Annotated in this window: 17 protein-coding genes; 5 read left to right on the top strand and 12 right to left on the bottom strand. The window is 72.8% G+C overall.

What is annotated here, in order from left to right; genetic code table 11:
• The first annotated feature begins 9 nt into the window (after positions 1-9).
• The 3 genes from HAV39_RS06330 to HAV39_RS06320 all read left to right on the top strand — a co-directional run bounded on the left by HAV39_RS06330 (position 10) and on the right by HAV39_RS06320 (position 3585).
• Entirely contained in the window at positions 10-1551 is a 1542-nt protein-coding gene (locus HAV39_RS06330) for a serine/threonine-protein kinase (protein ID WP_191838230.1), read from the top strand.
• Positions 1548-2144 carry an FHA domain-containing protein gene (locus tag HAV39_RS06325; protein ID WP_191838229.1) on the top strand — a complete coding sequence of 199 codons (597 nt, stop codon included), beginning with the start codon at positions 1548-1550 and terminating at the stop codon, positions 2142-2144. Before HAV39_RS06330 ends, HAV39_RS06325 begins: the two co-directional genes overlap by 4 nt.
• A 67-nt stretch (positions 2145-2211) precedes the next feature.
• Positions 2212-3585, top strand: coding sequence for an alpha/beta hydrolase domain-containing protein (locus tag HAV39_RS06320; RefSeq protein WP_203736186.1), 1374 nt, complete (start codon positions 2212-2214; stop codon positions 3583-3585).
• A 46-nt stretch (positions 3586-3631) separates the two neighbouring features.
• Here the strand turns inward: HAV39_RS06320 and HAV39_RS06315 are convergent, their stop codons facing one another.
• The 6 genes from HAV39_RS06315 to HAV39_RS06290 form a co-directional block, all read right to left on the bottom strand.
• Positions 3632-4018, bottom strand: coding sequence for a DUF488 domain-containing protein (locus HAV39_RS06315; protein WP_191838228.1), 387 nt, complete (start codon positions 4016-4018; stop codon positions 3632-3634).
• A 19-nt stretch (positions 4019-4037) separates the two neighbouring features.
• A complete protein-coding gene (locus tag HAV39_RS06310) occupies positions 4038-5390 on the bottom strand; it encodes a TolB family protein (RefSeq protein ID WP_191838227.1) in 1353 nt (450 codons plus the stop codon).
• A complete protein-coding gene (locus HAV39_RS06305; RefSeq protein WP_239120475.1) occupies positions 5383-5853 on the bottom strand; it encodes a sigma-70 family RNA polymerase sigma factor in 471 nt (156 codons plus the stop codon). Before HAV39_RS06305 ends, HAV39_RS06310 begins: the two co-directional genes overlap by 8 nt.
• Positions 5854-5963: 110 nt before the next feature.
• Positions 5964-6857, bottom strand: coding sequence for an acyl-CoA desaturase (locus tag HAV39_RS06300; protein WP_203736199.1), 894 nt, complete (start codon positions 6855-6857; stop codon positions 5964-5966).
• A gap of 171 nt (positions 6858-7028) precedes the next feature.
• Entirely contained in the window at positions 7029-7232 is a 204-nt protein-coding gene (locus HAV39_RS06295; protein WP_120322455.1) for a cold-shock protein, read from the bottom strand.
• Between the two features lie 281 nt (positions 7233-7513).
• Positions 7514-8680 (bottom strand): aminotransferase-like domain-containing protein, encoded by a 1167-nt coding sequence (locus tag HAV39_RS06290; RefSeq protein ID WP_203736187.1) that lies wholly within the window; start codon positions 8678-8680, stop codon positions 7514-7516.
• A gap of 173 nt (positions 8681-8853) precedes the next feature.
• Here HAV39_RS06290 and HAV39_RS06285 point away from each other — a divergent pair, with 173 nt between their 5' ends.
• The gene (locus HAV39_RS06285) at positions 8854-9606 is read left to right on the top strand and encodes an SDR family oxidoreductase (protein WP_203736188.1); all 753 of its coding nucleotides are present in this window, start codon (positions 8854-8856) and stop codon (positions 9604-9606) included.
• A gap of 33 nt (positions 9607-9639) precedes the next feature.
• On the opposite strand, the gene HAV39_RS42160 is transcribed toward HAV39_RS06285, so the two are convergent.
• Positions 9640-10119 (bottom strand): ribosomal protein L7/L12, encoded by a 480-nt coding sequence (locus HAV39_RS42160; RefSeq protein ID WP_203736189.1) that lies wholly within the window; start codon positions 10117-10119, stop codon positions 9640-9642.
• 103 nt (positions 10120-10222) lie between these two features.
• Between HAV39_RS42160 and HAV39_RS06275 the strand changes: the two genes are divergently transcribed.
• Entirely contained in the window at positions 10223-10996 is a 774-nt protein-coding gene (locus HAV39_RS06275; RefSeq protein WP_191838225.1) for a DUF4184 family protein, read from the top strand.
• Here HAV39_RS06275 and HAV39_RS06270 read toward each other — a convergent pair.
• The 5 genes from HAV39_RS06270 to HAV39_RS06250 all read right to left on the bottom strand — a co-directional run bounded on the left by HAV39_RS06270 (position 10980) and on the right by HAV39_RS06250 (position 13658).
• Positions 10980-11231 (bottom strand): transcriptional regulator, encoded by a 252-nt coding sequence (locus HAV39_RS06270; protein ID WP_191838224.1) that lies wholly within the window; start codon positions 11229-11231, stop codon positions 10980-10982. The two genes, HAV39_RS06275 and HAV39_RS06270, sit on opposite strands and share 17 nt — an antisense overlap.
• 53 nt (positions 11232-11284) lie before the next feature.
• Positions 11285-12034: a hypothetical protein gene (locus HAV39_RS06265; RefSeq protein ID WP_191838223.1), complete on the bottom strand. Its 750-nt coding sequence runs from the start codon at positions 12032-12034 to the stop codon at positions 11285-11287.
• Between the two features lie 29 nt (positions 12035-12063).
• Positions 12064-12384, bottom strand: a complete 321-nt coding sequence (locus HAV39_RS06260) for a hypothetical protein (RefSeq protein ID WP_191838222.1) — start codon at positions 12382-12384, stop codon at positions 12064-12066.
• 31 nt (positions 12385-12415) lie between these two features.
• On the bottom strand, positions 12416-13072 hold the full coding sequence (locus HAV39_RS06255) for a hypothetical protein (RefSeq protein WP_191838221.1): 657 nt from the start codon (positions 13070-13072) through the stop codon (positions 12416-12418).
• 124 nt (positions 13073-13196) lie between these two features.
• Positions 13197-13658 (bottom strand): DUF6220 domain-containing protein, encoded by a 462-nt coding sequence (locus tag HAV39_RS06250; protein ID WP_191838220.1) that lies wholly within the window; start codon positions 13656-13658, stop codon positions 13197-13199.
• Positions 13659-13723: the final 65 nt, after the last annotated feature.

The raw sequence follows: 13723 nt of genomic DNA, 5'->3' as shown, positions 1-13723 counted from the left end.
ATGCCGTCGATGACGGTGGACGCCGGCCGCGGTGACGGGACACAGAGGACCGGCGCGCAGGCGCCGGTCCTGCATCCTGGCGACCCGCGGCAGGCGGGCGGGGTGCGGCTGCTCGGGCGGCTCGGCGAGGGCGGCATGGGTGTCGTGTTCCTGGGCCGCGACGCCGCCGGACGCCTCGTCGCCGTCAAGGTCATCCGGGCCGACCTCGCCCGCGACCGGCGCTTCCGGGCGCGCTTCGCCGCCGAGGCCGCGGCCGCCCGGCGAGTCGCTCGTTTCTGCACCGCCCAGGTCCTCGACGCGGGCACCGACGGCGAGCTGGCCTACCTGGTCACCGAGTACATCGAGGGCCCGACGCTCACCGCCGCGCTGGACGCCGACGGCCCGATGCGAGGCTCTACGTTGGACAGTCTGGCCATCGGCATCGCGGCCGCGCTCAACGGCATCCACGCCGCGGGCGTCGTCCACCGCGACCTCAAGCCCGGCAACGTGCTGCTGTCGCGGGTCGGGCCGAAGGTCATCGACTTCGGCATCGCGCGGGCGCCGGACGGCGGGGAGAGCCTCACCGGGTCCGGGGACATCGTCGGCACGCCGGCGTACATGGCACCGGAGCAGTTCCGCGGCGCGACCACCACGGCCACCGACGTCTTCAGCTGGGGCGCGGTCGTCACCTGCGCGGCGACCGGCCGGCCGCCGTTCGGCACCGGTGCGCCGTACGAGCTGATGCACCGCATCCTCGCCGACCCGCCGGACCTCGGCGGGCTGGAACAGCCGCTGCGCGGGCTCGTCGCGCAGGCACTCGACAAGGACCCCGGCCGGCGTCCGACGGCCCGGGCGCTGCTGCTCGCCCTCGTCGGTGACGCCGCCGACCCGGTCGACGCCACCTCGCGGATCCTGTCGACGCAGTGGACACCCCCGCCGGTCGCCGCCACCCGGATCGGGCCCGCACCGACCCGGCTCGACGACACCCGGGCCGCCGGACCGCTGCTCGACCGGCCCGTGGTGGAACGGGCCCCGGCCGGACGACCCCGGCGTGCCCGGATCCTGGCCGCGATCGCCGCAGCAGGACTGGTCGCCGCTGTGGTCGCGGTCATCGCGCTGCCGGGAACATGGCACGACGTCTTCGGCGACGCCCGTCCCAGCGGCGGCGCGTCGGCCTCCGCATCGGTGGGGCAGGCATCCGGCAGGTCGGCATCCCCGCAGGTTGGGCCCGGCGCCGCACCATCATCGACCGGTTCGGAGACGGCCGGTTACGCAGAGCCGATCATGATCGGCGTGCGCGTCCCGAAGCATGATGAAATCGTGCTCGGCGTCAGCGAGGTGAGACGCTACCGCTTCCGTCTCGACTCCGCGCGCAGCGTCTATCTGACCGGACACGTCTGCACGAATCTCGTGCGGTGGCGGTTGTCCCGAGTGGGCGGACGCCAGATCGCCGACGACATGCTGGGCTGCCTGAAGTCCGGACCCTTCGTCCTGTCGACCGGCGACTACGAGCTGAGCCTCGGCGGCACCGGAGCCGAAGGCAAGTTCGCGTTCACGGTGACCGCGCGGTGAGCGGCGGGGCGGCCCACCTCGAGTTGTGGGGGACCTCCGGCGCGTCGGCGATCCCGCTCGTCGGCGACCGGATCACGCTGGGCAGCGCCGAGTCCAACGACGTCGCCGTGCCCGCCGACCGCCTGCTGTCGCGGCTGCACGCGGTCTTCGAGCGCTACCCGGCCGGCTGGTGCGTACGCGACCTCGGCTCCCGCAACGGGACCTTCGTCAACGGCCGGCGCATCTGGCAGGAGCACGTCCTCGCCGACGGCGACGAGATCCGGGCCGGCGCGTCCCGGTTCGTGCTGCGGTCCGGCCGCGTGCCCGCCGGGCAGGTCACCGAGGCGGGCGCGCCGCCGCCGGAGCTGACCGCCCGTGAACGCGACGTCCTCGTCCAGCTGTGCCGGCCGCTGCTGGCCGGCGCGGTGTTCACCGAGCCGGCCAGCAGCCGGGAGATCGCGGCCGCGCTGGTCGTCACCGAGGCGGCGGTCAAGCAGCACCTGCTGCGCCTGTACGAGAAGTTCGGGATCACCGGCGACGGCGAGAAACGCCGTGTGCGCCTGGCCAACGAGGCGCTGGCCCGCAACGCGATCACCCGCGCGGAGCTCCGGTAGGCCGGTCCCGGGATCGAAACTGGTGACATCGCCGATGCGGCCACCAGTGGATCCGGCCAGGATGCCGGTGTATGAGGCATCCTCGCGCGTACTACGCGGCCGTCGCCGCGGCTGTGATCGTGACGCTCGTCCCGGGCGTCCCCGCGACCGCCGACCAGCGGTCACCTGTCTCGTCCCCGACGGTCTCCGGGCCGGTCCCGGGCACCGTGCCCGGCACCGGCTCGCGTCGGCCGTCGAGGACACCTACCCGTTCTTCTCCACACCCGATGATCTGGCCGCCCAGGGCTACGTCGAGCGGGAGTTCTACCTGTCCGGGGTCGCCGACGGCTGGGATGCGCAGGGCGTGCAGGTCGCCACCGACGTGCCGTACCGGACCCGGATCGTGGTCCGGCGTCCGGCCCGCGGCCACGGCTTCAACGGCACCGCGCTGGTCGAGTGGCAGAACGTGACCGCGGGCTACGACCTGGACGCGCTGTGGAACGGCGAGGCGATGATGCGCGCCGGGTACGCCTGGATCGGCGTCTCGGCCCAGCGCGTGGGCGTCGACCAGCTACGCGGCTGGAGCCCCGCCCGCTACGGCTTCCTCGACGTCACCGGCGGCGGCCGCCACCTCGCCGACGAGCTGTCCTACGACATCTTCGCCCAGGCCGCGAAGGCCGTCGGTGCACGTGGGCGAGGCTCGCTGATGGGCGGGCTGGACGTCCGCACCGTCCTGGCCATCGGCGCGTCGCAGTCCGCCGCGCGGATGACCGTCTACTACCAGAGCATCCTGCCCCAGGTCGAGCCGGTGTTCGACGGGTACGCGTTCATCGTCGGCAGCGCGCCGACCCGGGTTGGCACGGAGCCGGTGTTCCAGGTCCTGTCGGAGACCGATGTGCGCACCCCTGTCCGGCCGTCGCCGGACACCGGGCAGTTCCGTCGCTGGGAGGTCGCCGGAGGCGCGCATTCCGGCTGGCACGGCCAGCAGTACCGGACCCCGATCTCGGTGCGCGACCTCGGCGCGGCGCCGGTCTACGACTGCGCCCAGCCGCCGTTCAGCCGGGTCCCGGTCAACCACGCCACCGCGGCGGCCTACGACCACCTGGTGCGATGGGTCCGCAAGGGCGTCGCGCCGCCGACCGCGCCGCCGCTGGTCTTCAACGCCGACGGCACCAAGGCCCGCGACAGCCTCGGGCTGGCGCTCGGCGGCATCCGGTATTCACAGGTCACCGTGCCGACCGCGCGCAACACCGGGGACAACGCCGGACAGTCGTTCTGCTTCCTGTTCGGCAGCCACCAGCCGTTCGACGAGGCCACGCTCGACGGGCTTTACCCCACCCGGGCCGGCTACCTCGCCCGGGTCGTCCGCGCGGACCTCGGCAACGTCCACGCCGGATACCTGCTGCCGGCGGACGCGCGGGGCAACCTGCACGACGCGCTCGCCTCCGGCGTGGGCGGGTGAGGCGAGTCGGTACGCGGCGCCGGCGCGGCACGGATTCCGTGCCGCGTCAGCCCTTCTCGGTCAGGTGCCGCGCGAGCACGTCGACGTGGCTGCCGGGGAACTCCTTCACCGCGGTCAGCAGCGTCACCGGGCCCCGGTGCAGGGCCTGGCGGAGCTCGGCCAGCGCCCGCTGTGCGGCGGGATCGTCGAGCTCGGCGTCGTAGCGGGCCGTGAACTCGTCGTGGCGCTCGTCGGGAGCCTCGTGGTACCAGCGGCGTAGCTCGTTGGACGGGGTGAGGTCCTTGGGCCACGAAGCGATCTCGGCCCGCTCCTTGGCCAGGCCGCGTGGCCACAGCCGGTCCACCAGCACCCGCAGGCCGTCGTCGGGCGAGGGCGGGTCGTACACCCGGCGCATCCGCAGGTTCGCGGCGTCGGCGGCGCGTCTTGTCGGCATACCCCCATTGTCGGGCAGGTCAGGCCCTCGCCGTGTCCGTAGCCCGCAGCCGGGCGACGCGGCGCACGGCGAGCGCTCCGACGGCGAGCGCGAGCACGGCCAACGTGGTGATCGCCCAACCCGGCCACGGGCCGCGGGCAGGGGAGACCGGTTCGACGGCGGCGACCGTGACGAGCCGTTCCGCGAAGCTCGCTCCCGCCGAGTGCGTGAGCAGGCCGGTGTCGAAGGTGCTCAGCACGTCCACGCTGCCCGTGGACAGGTCGACGGAGACGACGCCCAGGTCCTCGACGCGGGCGAGCAGCACGGTCGGCGAGCGCCAGCCGAGCAGCCAGGCCCGTTCGCCGGGGATCGGCACCGCCGGCTGGACGTCCGTGCCGTCGGCCAGCCGGACGACCTGCACACCGACGGCCTCGCCCGTGCCGCTGAACAGCATGGGATCACCGGCCGGCGTCCACCCGCCGAAGACCGAGTTTTCCGGTATGCGCATGGCCGCCGTGACCGCTCCGGTCGGCTCGACGACGGTCAGCCACGAGGTCGGCGCGCTGGTGCCGCGGTCCTGCACCGTCGGCACACCGAGCCTGCCCCCGGTCGAGAACCGGACCGAGTCCAGCGGGTCGAACACGACGCCGGGCACCGTGGTGAGCGTGCCGGTGTCGAGGTCGAGCAGCGCCAGGGGGTAGCCGCCAGTGCCCTGGAAGCGGTCGGCCACCCGTTCGGCGGTGTCCTCCAGGGCCAGGGCGAGCCGGCGTCCGTCCGGCGACCACGCCTGCAGGTCGTAGGCCGTCGGGGCGGGCAGCGGGTAGTCCCGGCGCTGCCCGGTGACCAGGTCGAGGACGGGGATCTCGGTGGCGCCGCCCCGGCGGTCGCCGATCGCGACGCGCCGACCGTCGGGGGACAGCAGCGCCTCGGCGGGGCTCCACTCCCCGTCGGCCTCGGTCGCGCCGCGCTCCTCGGCGAGGTCGATCCGACGGTACGTCCGGCCGTCGCTGCCGACGACGACCGCCTGGGCCAGGCCGAAGAACGACCCGATCACGCGCTGTCGCAGCACGGCGATGCCCGGCCGGCCCAGCGGCGCCTCGGACAGCGAGGCGGTGAGCAGCGACATGGCGCCGAACTCCTGTGGCAGCACCGGAGCGGCGTCGGTGGCGGCGGGACCGGCGGCACGGTCGCCGCCGCGCAGCACGGGGACGAGGACCACGGCGGCGATGACCGCGACCGCGACGGCGACCGGGGCGAGCAGGCGTGGCCGTCGCCGCGGGCCGGGGGTCGGCACGATGCCGCTGCGTGCGACGGCCGGCTCCTCGGCGATGACCCGGATCGCGGCCCGTACCCGGTGCTCCAGCGCTGCGCGCGTCGACGGCGTCTCACTCACCGAGGAACTCCTTCATCGTGGCCAGCGACCGGTGCAGCAGCGACTTGACCGTGCCGAGCCGGCAGCCCAGCGCCTCGGCGATCTCCGACTCGGGCAGGTCGAGGTAGTAGCGCAGGAACACGGCGGCCCGCTGGCGGGGGCGCAGCCGGCGCAACGCGGCCCGCACGGCGGTGACGTCGGCGTACGCCGGCTCGTGGCCGTCGGCGAAGACGCTCGCGTGGCGGCGTTCGAGCACTCTGCGCCGCACCCACGAGGTGCACCGCGAGATCACCGCACGGCGCAGGTAGGCGGCCGGCTGGTGCACGTGGGCACCCTGCCGGTACCACGCCGCGAAGACCTCCTGCACCACGTCTTCGGCGGCGCCGACGTTGCCGGTCGTCATGTAGGCGAGCCGGACGAGCCCGGTGTACTCCTGCGAGTACACCGAGGCGAACGTCGCCGGCTCGATAAGGGTCGCCTGCACCTGCACATCCTGCTGGGCGCACGACGGGCCGGAAAGGTTCCATCCCGCCTCGGCGTGGACCGAGGGGCGGGGTTCGCCGACCGCCTGCGGCAGCGCGGTCGGGCGCAGCGCTATCGAGCGCGCTTGGCGTCGAGCCGCTCGGCCACGGGCCAGCGCACGTCGCGGGCCAGCCGGAGCTTCTCGAAGATCCAGATGAGTCGGGCGGCGGGGTCGATCTGGCCGCGCAGCACGCCGTGGCGGGCTCCGGTCGGATCGGCGTGGTGGGAGTTGTGCCAGCTCTCACCGAACGACAGGATCGCCAGGGGCCAGAAGTTGGTGGCCCGGTCCTTGCTCGCGAAGGGCCGGTCGCCCACCACGTGGCAGATGGAGTTCACCGACCAGGTGACGTGGTGCAGCACCGCCATCCGGACCAGCCCGGCCCAGAAGAATGCGCTCAGCGCACCCGCCCAGGTGCCGGTGACCAGGCCGCCGATCAGGGCGGGGGAGAGCAGCGACACGGCGACGAGCGGGCCGAAGAGACGGTCGACCACGCGGATGTCGCGATCGGCGACCAGGTCCGGCGCGAAGCGCGCCCGGTTGCTCACCTCGCGCCGGAACATCCAGCCGACATGGGCGTGGAACAGGCCCTTGAGCACCGCGGTGACACTGGTGCCGTAGCGCCACGGGGAGTGGGGATCACCTTCGCGGTCGGAGTACGCGTGGTGGCGGCGGTGGTTGGCGACCCACTGGGTCGGCGAGCCCTCGACCGCGAGCGATCCGGCCACGGCGAGCGCGATGCGCAGCCCGCGCCGTGCCTTGAACGATCCGTGGGTCAGGTGCCGGTGGTAACCGGCCGCGATGCCGAAACCGCTGACCAGGTACGTGGTGATCGCCAGGGTCAGATCGACGCCGGACAGCCCCCAGCCCCACGCGATCGGGACGGCGGCCAGCAGGCCGACGAACGGGGTGGCGACGAAGATCCAGATCGCGATGTGGCCTGCCCGGCTCTGCGGCGCGGCGAGCATCGGTTTGGGTTCGTGCACGGTGCGGGGGACATCGATGCGGTCGACGACCGCAGGCGGACTGGTCGCGCCCATGCGACTCCTGTCTGAGCTCGGGGTGGTGCCGGTTCGTGCAGGCCAATAATGCGTCACGGCCGGGAGCCCGACGGGTTCCCGGCCGTGATCACGGATTACTTACAGGACGCGAACGCCTGCAGCCTGCGGGCCCTTCTGGCCCTGCACGATGTCGAACTCGACCTTCTGGTTCTCCTCGAGGCTGCGGAAGCCGTTCGACTGGATCTCAGAGAAGTGCACGAAGACGTCGGCGCTGCCGTCGTCGACGGAGATGAAGCCGAAGCCCTTGTCCGCGTTGAACCACTTCACGGTGCCCTGTGCCATGTTGTCTCCTCCTTGGGAGTGGGGTGCCGCACTCTGCGACAGCCCCTAGCCGTTTGTCCCAGCGGCAACATCTGCCCCAAGAGGAAGACGAAACCACCCGCGCGACCTGATCCAGCGGGTGTCAAAAAGATCGACTACTGAACGCGCGAAATTACGACCTGGATCAACACAACTCTCCCACGTCGGCTCCTATTCCCGGCAGGCGGAGTCCAGCCCTTTGAGAAAACAGCTGTGACCAGCGCAAACCTGGACGCCCGGGCGTCCCCTGCGGCGTCGGGTGGTCACCGGGCCCGTGCGCTCCGCACCGCTTCGCCGAGCCGGGCAGCGGCCTCCTGAAGCTCGTCCGGCGGCAGCATGGAGAACGACAGCCGGATGGCGCGATCGCCGCCCGCGCCGTCGGCGAAGAACCGCGAGCCCTCGACGAACGCCACCCCGTGCGCTTCGGCGACCGGTGCGAGCGCGCTCGCCGTGACGGGCGAGGGCAGCTCGGCCCACAGGAACCAGCCGCCGCCCGGCACCGAGATCCGCAGGTCCGGCGCGGACGCGCGCAAACCTGCGACGAGCGCGTCGCGCTGCGCGGCGTAGCGGCCGCGTGCTCCCGCGACGTGGCGTCGGTAGGCGCCGGACGTGCCGAAGGTCGCCATGGTCAGGGCGGTGGTGTGGTTCACACCGCCCCCGCTGTGGATGTAGCCCAGGCCGGTCAGCCGGTGTAGGAAACCTTCGTCGGCGTTGATCCAGCCCAGCCGGAGGCCGGGCGCGACGGTCTTGGCGAAGGTGCCCAGCCGGACGACCGTCCCGCGCTCGGCCAGGCTCCACAGCGACGGCGGGGCGGGCTCGTCGTACGCCAGCTCCCGGTAGGTGTCGTCCTCCACGATCGTGAGTCCGGCGCGCCGGGCGAGGTCGACGAGTTCGACCCGGCGCTCGGCAGGCAGGCAGCGGCCGGTCGGATTGGCGAACGTCGGGACGAGGTACAGCATCGGGACCCGACGCCCGTCTCGCGCCAGCCGTTCCAGCAGCTCCGCCGTCCTGGCCGGATGCACGCCCCGGTCGTCGGCCGGCACGCCGACCAGTTCGGCGCGCCGGTCGCGCAGGATCGGGAAGGCGAGGTGGTAGGTCGGCGAGTCGACCAGCACCGCGTCACCGGGGTCGACGAGCAGGTCGGCGACCAGCGCGAGTCCGTGCGACGCGCCGTTGGTGACGAAGATCTCCGAGGTCCGCGTGCTGCGGTGGTCGCCCTCGCCGAGGTGGTCGGCCAGCCACTCGATGAGAGGCCCCGGCCCTGCCGCCGCTCCATAGGTCAGCGCCTGCCAGCCGTGTTCGCGCAGCGCCGTCCGGCCGGCGTCCGACCATTGCTCGACCGGCAGCAGCGCGGGCAGCGGATGGCCCCACCCCAGATCGACGATGCCGGGCCGGGGAACGTACTGGATGACCGCGCCGGGGGTGTCCACGAACGCCACGATAAGGCCCCGTCCGAAGAATGATCGCTTCGGATCCGCGCTCGCTCTCGGCGGACCTGCCCGCGCTGGGCCACGGGCCCGGTCTGCTGCACTAGAGTCGTCGCTGAGCAGCACTTTCGTCTTGAACGTCGGCATCATGATCCCGCACCGGCCGAGGGGGAATCGTGGCCTCTGCACCCGCCGCCGAGCACACGTCGGCACTCACCGGCAGGACGGTCGTCGTGATCGGCGGCAGCGCCGGCATCGGGCTCGAAACCGCGCGGCAGGCCCGCGCCGAGGGCGCCGACGTCATCCTGACCGGCCGCGATCCCCAACGCCTGGAGCGGGCCGCGGCCGAACTCGGCACCCCGCGCAGCGCGGCGTTCGACGCCACCGACCCGGCCGCCCTCGAACGCTTCTTCCAGGAACTGCCCGGACCCGTCGACCATGTGATGATCACCGCCGGTCGGCCGTACTACGGCCTGCTGGCCGACATGGACGTCGAGCAGGCACGCCGCTCCTTCGACGAGCACATGTGGCTGCCCATCAACGTGGCGAGGCTGGCCGTCGGCCGGGTCCGGCCCGGCGGGACGCTCATCTTCATGGGCGGCACCGGCGCCCGCCGCCCGCGCCCGGGCCTGACGATCGCCGCGATGGGCACCGCCGCGCTGCCCGCCATGACCGCCAACCTGGCCCTCGAACTGGCGCCGATCCGGGTCAACCTCATCGCCGCCGGGTTCGTCGACACACCGCTGTCGGCGCAACTGCTCGGCGCGGACCTCGACGAGCGCCGCGAGCAACTGCGCGCCACACTGCCCATCCGGCGCGTCGTCGGCCCCGCCGACGTCGCCGCGCTCGCCGTGCACATCATGACCAACACCGCGCTCACCGGCGCGACCTACGACATCGACGGCGGCCAGCAGCTGCTCCCCGGGTGACCCCGCGCAGCAGAGCGCCCGGCTCGGGTCGGCTCAGAGCGCGTCCACGACGTCCTTGGCCTCACGCAGGCCCATCCCCGTGTGCTGGCGCACCAGCTTGATCGCCTCGATCGGCCGGCCCTGCTGTTTGAGGTCGCGGGCGTTCGCCATGAGGTCCGGGCCGAGCACCGGGTGGACCGGCTGCCCGGTCGTCGTCGGCGTGCCGCCGGCCGCGATCAGCTCGACGGCCTTGACCGCATCGGAGAGCGAGACCCCCGTGGCCTCCCGCCAGAGCTTCACCGCCGGGATCTTCATGCGCTGGTTCATCAGCAGCCGCACCTGGTGCACCAGCGCGTCGCCTTCGGCAGCGGGCGGCCCGGCAGCCTTGCGGGTCGACCGGGCGTGCTCGGCGTCCCGGGCGGCCAGCGCGGATCCGAGCAGGTCCGTCGGGTCGTGGCGGCGTCGCCGGGCGACCAGCAGGCCGATGATGATGGCGAGCAGCACCACGATGACGGCGATCAGGAACCCGGTCATGGACACACGCTACCGGGCGCCCGCCCGTGGTCGGGTGCGTGCGGCCCACGACCGGGCACCGGCGGGGCACCCGGTGGAGATGAATTCGCCTAGGCTGCGGCCCATGCCCTTCACCGCAGGTCATCCCGCCGCGGTGCTGCCTCTCGTCCGCAGTGGTCTGCCGGGCTCAGCCCTCGTCATCGGCACGGTCACGCCCGATCTGCCGATGATGCTGCCCATCCCCGAGGTGGTCCACTTCGCACACACGCCCCTGGGCCTCGGCACGGTCGACCTGGCTCTCGGCACGATCGTGTTCCTGCTCTGGCAGGTGTTCTTCGCCCCGGCCGTGCGCGCCATCGCACCCCGTGCGCTGGCTGCCCGCCTTCCGGCAGACGTGCCCCGCGGCCTGGCGTTCCACGTGGCGGACCGGGGCCGGGCCGCCCGGGTGCTCGTCGCCGTCCTGATCGGCGCGGCGACCCACCTCATCTGGGACGGCGTCACCCACGACTGGATGTGGGGCCCGCAGTACGTGCCGTGGCTGGCCGCTCGGCACGGCAGCCTGCTGGGCTGGGAATGGGTGCAGCGCTTCAGTGACGTCGCAGGCACCGCGATCGTGGTCGGCTGGCTGATCGCCTGGTGGCGGCGTACACCGGAACGGGCCGACGTCGGTGTGCTGCCACTCGGGATCCGCTGCGCGGCGTGGTCGCTGATCCTGTGTCCGGCCGTGGCCGGCTTCGCGTACTGGCTGCTCGCCGACTCGCTGTTCGCGGCGTTCGCCCGGGGCGCCGGGCCGGGCGTCGTCGGCCTCGTCGTGGTCACCGCGACCTGGTGGACGCGTGCCCGGCGCGGCTCCGATATGGACCGCGGGTCGGCGGAGGGCCTCAGCGCCGGCGCATGAACGCGCACACCTGCCGGCCGGTCAGCTCGGACACGTTGACGAGGTCCCAGCCGAACCGGTCGAGGATCTCCACGGCGGCGAGCAGCTGGGTGACGCCCTGTCCGGAGGGCATCAACTGCGACACGATCGCCAGGTGCCGGTGGGGGTATGCGCGCAGATCGGCCCGGTTCTCCAGGACGGTCCGGACGTTGATCATCCGATTGTGGGCCACCAGTTCCGGAGTCTCGCTCGACATACCGAGACCCTACACACGGACGGCGCCGCGGGCTGCCCGCCGCGTTCGCCGGGTCAGCCCCGGACGGCCTCGGGCCATCTCCCGCCGGGCAGCTTGGAGTGGTCGCCGACCTGCGTGGCGAGGTCCCGGACGTCGCCCAGCGCGGCCACGAAGCGCCCGCCGACGGTGAGCAGGTTGTTCAGTCCGTCCTCGATGAGGTCGCCGATGGATTCGGCGAGGGTGTCGATGGCCCAGGGGATGTCGATGACGGTCGTCGCGGCCACCCCGGCCTGGATGAGCTTGCCCACCAGCCCGGTGACGACCTTCGCGAGTTCCACCGCGTAGTCGACGTTCGCCTGGGCGATCTTGAACAGCCACTGGCTGATGAACTCGGCCTTGGCGACCGTCTCGTCGACGGCGGCCTTCTGCTTGGCGGCCTTGTCCCGGTAGGACGCGGCAGTGTCGCCCGTCCACTTGGCGAGGTTCTGGTCGCGGGGTTCGGTGGTCGTGAAGGACAGCTCCGACACGGGGCCCTTCACCTGGTCGACCCACGTGAAGCTGGTGGTGATCAGGGAGAGCACCGGGAGCTCGTGGTCGAACGCGTACCGCGCCCGGTCCATGATCTTCTGAAGTCCCTCCCGGACGGCGTCGAGGTTGTTCTTGATCCACCAGAGGGCCGCCCCGCCGAGCAGCCAGGCCCAGTCCTTGACCTGCTCGACGATCTTGTTGAACTCCTCGACCGCCCTGTCTAGGCCGGTGCGGATCTGCTCGAAAGCCTTGCGGAACGGCTCCGTGTACTCGATGTCGGAGCGGGGTGGCGCCATGCCGATGTCCTTCCCGGGCCGGGTCAGCGTCAGGCGCTGTAGATCTGGTTGAGGTCGAGGGAGACGATCGCGTCGGCCTTGTCGTACTCCTTGGCGATCTTGACAAGCGCTCCGGCGAGCTGGTCGAACTCGACCGCCGCGCCGCTCAGGACGGTGACCATGAAGTCCTGGAAGGCGTCGTAGGCCCGCGCGTGCACGAGCGCGTTCATGTCGCCGATGAAGAACGCGGTCACCCCGAGGTCCAGGCCGTCGGCGGCGTTCCTGACGGGAGCCACCTGGTCGGCCATGTCCCGCCATTTCGCCGCCTCGTCCAGCAGCGCGTCGGTGACGACGGTTACCTCTGCACCCATGACCCGTCTCCCTTCCCGGCCGTGTCGGTGATCATGCCGGGTCGCCGTGCCGGGCGGCACGGAACACGGCCAGGGCCTCGGTGCGCAGCTGCTGCGGGTCGGCCTCGCGGATGCGCCGGGCGTCGCCGCTGACGGCGGTCACCTGAAGGCCGCGGCACGTCGCGGTCAGGTGACCGTGCGGGCTCGCGACGTGGCGTACGCCCTCGCCGTCCGGCCGCTCGCGGTCGAGGCGGTGCAGCGTGTCGTCGAGTTCGCGCAGGGTGTCCCAGACCGAGGCGAGCCACACCCGGGAGTCGGCCGGCGGTTCGGGGCTCGCCGCGCTCGCCCGGCGGGTGTCCGCACGCCGCTGCGCGCCGCCCTGCTCGGACGCGGCGAACTCACGCAGCGCAGCCGCGTTCACCGTCTGCGCGAGGGCGTCCGCGTACGCCTGGAACAGCGCGTCCGCGAACCGGTCCGGGGCGAGGCGCTCCCGCCAGTCCCGGCTCACCTCGACGTCTTCCACCAGACCCTGCGCGCTGGTGGTGACCCGGATCGCCCCCGCCGCGTCCGCGCCCGGGCGTGGCTCGGCGGAGCCGGACTCGCCGCCCGCCCGCAGCTCGGCGCGGGCACGTGCGCGGAGCTCGCGGTCATCGCCCAGAAAGTCGAGGCTCGCCAGAACCGGCCCGTCGCCGCGTGCGTTTGGTGACAAATCGCGCTCCCCGAACTGGTGCGGCCAGACTCACCCACAGCCGTCCCGGGTAAGGCGAACACCACCCGCGTCACCCCCCAGGACGGCGAAAGACTACCGCAACTTCGACGGCGGGTCGGTCCCGTCACGCGACCGACGGACCGGCGGCTCCGGTCGCCGCCGCGACGTCGCCGGTCCTGCGAGCGTCCTCCGTGGACTTCGACAGCGTCCGCGCCTGCCGGACGACCGCCGCGACCACGGCCGCCAGGGCCAGTCCGCCGATCGCGTGCAGCCCGAAGACGAGCGCGCCGACGGTGCCGTCACCCGCGTCGCCGAACGCCATGGCGACCTTCGCGATCACCACCTGGACGGCGGTCAGGCCGGCGACCAGAGCGGTCGTCGCGATGAGCCGACCCGGCATCCGGCCCAGCGCGGCGACGGCCGCCATCAGCAGCGGCAGCAGGAAGATCACGTACCCCAGCAGGTGATGGGGCCGGTAGGCCGCGTCGTCGGTCGCGGCGCCGAACGCGCCGCTCGCGGCGAAGTAGAACTCCGCCAGCACCACCAGCATGAGCAGGGCCGCCAGCGCGGTGAAGGTCTTGCGCATCGCATACTCCTTGAGGCCGTCGAGTCGTCAGATGAGCGGGCCACCGCCGGATCCGGCTGGGCGGC

This window comes from Catellatospora chokoriensis, from assembly GCF_011297315.1.
Taxonomy (GTDB): Bacteria; Actinomycetota; Actinomycetes; order Mycobacteriales; family Micromonosporaceae; genus Catellatospora; species Catellatospora citrea.
This window is presented reverse-complemented; position numbering and strand designations above follow the sequence as displayed.

Excerpts from the sequence above, each read along its gene's own strand:
- HAV39_RS42160 (WP_203736189.1), bottom strand. The coding sequence starts at position 10,119 with ATGACCGGGTTCCTGATCGCCGTCATCGTGGTGCTGCTCGCCATCATC.
- HAV39_RS06330 (WP_191838230.1), top strand. The coding sequence starts at position 10 with ATGACGGTGGACGCCGGCCGCGGTGACGGGACACAGAGGACCGGCGCG.
- HAV39_RS06295 (WP_120322455.1), bottom strand. The coding sequence starts at position 7,232 with ATGGCACAGGGCACCGTGAAGTGGTTCAACGCGGACAAGGGCTTCGGC.
- HAV39_RS06260 (WP_191838222.1), bottom strand. The coding sequence starts at position 12,384 with ATGGGTGCAGAGGTAACCGTCGTCACCGACGCGCTGCTGGACGAGGCG.
- HAV39_RS06300 (WP_203736199.1), bottom strand. The coding sequence starts at position 6,857 with ATGCTCGCCGCGCCGCAGAGCCGGGCAGGCCACATCGCGATCTGGATC.
- HAV39_RS06250 (WP_191838220.1), bottom strand. The coding sequence starts at position 13,658 with ATGCGCAAGACCTTCACCGCGCTGGCGGCCCTGCTCATGCTGGTGGTG.
- HAV39_RS06315 (WP_191838228.1), bottom strand. The coding sequence starts at position 4,018 with ATGCCGACAAGACGCGCCGCCGACGCCGCGAACCTGCGGATGCGCCGG.
- HAV39_RS06270 (WP_191838224.1), bottom strand. The coding sequence starts at position 11,231 with ATGTCGAGCGAGACTCCGGAACTGGTGGCCCACAATCGGATGATCAAC.
- HAV39_RS06275 (WP_191838225.1), top strand. The coding sequence starts at position 10,223 with ATGCCCTTCACCGCAGGTCATCCCGCCGCGGTGCTGCCTCTCGTCCGC.
- HAV39_RS06265 (WP_191838223.1), bottom strand. The coding sequence starts at position 12,034 with ATGGCGCCACCCCGCTCCGACATCGAGTACACGGAGCCGTTCCGCAAG.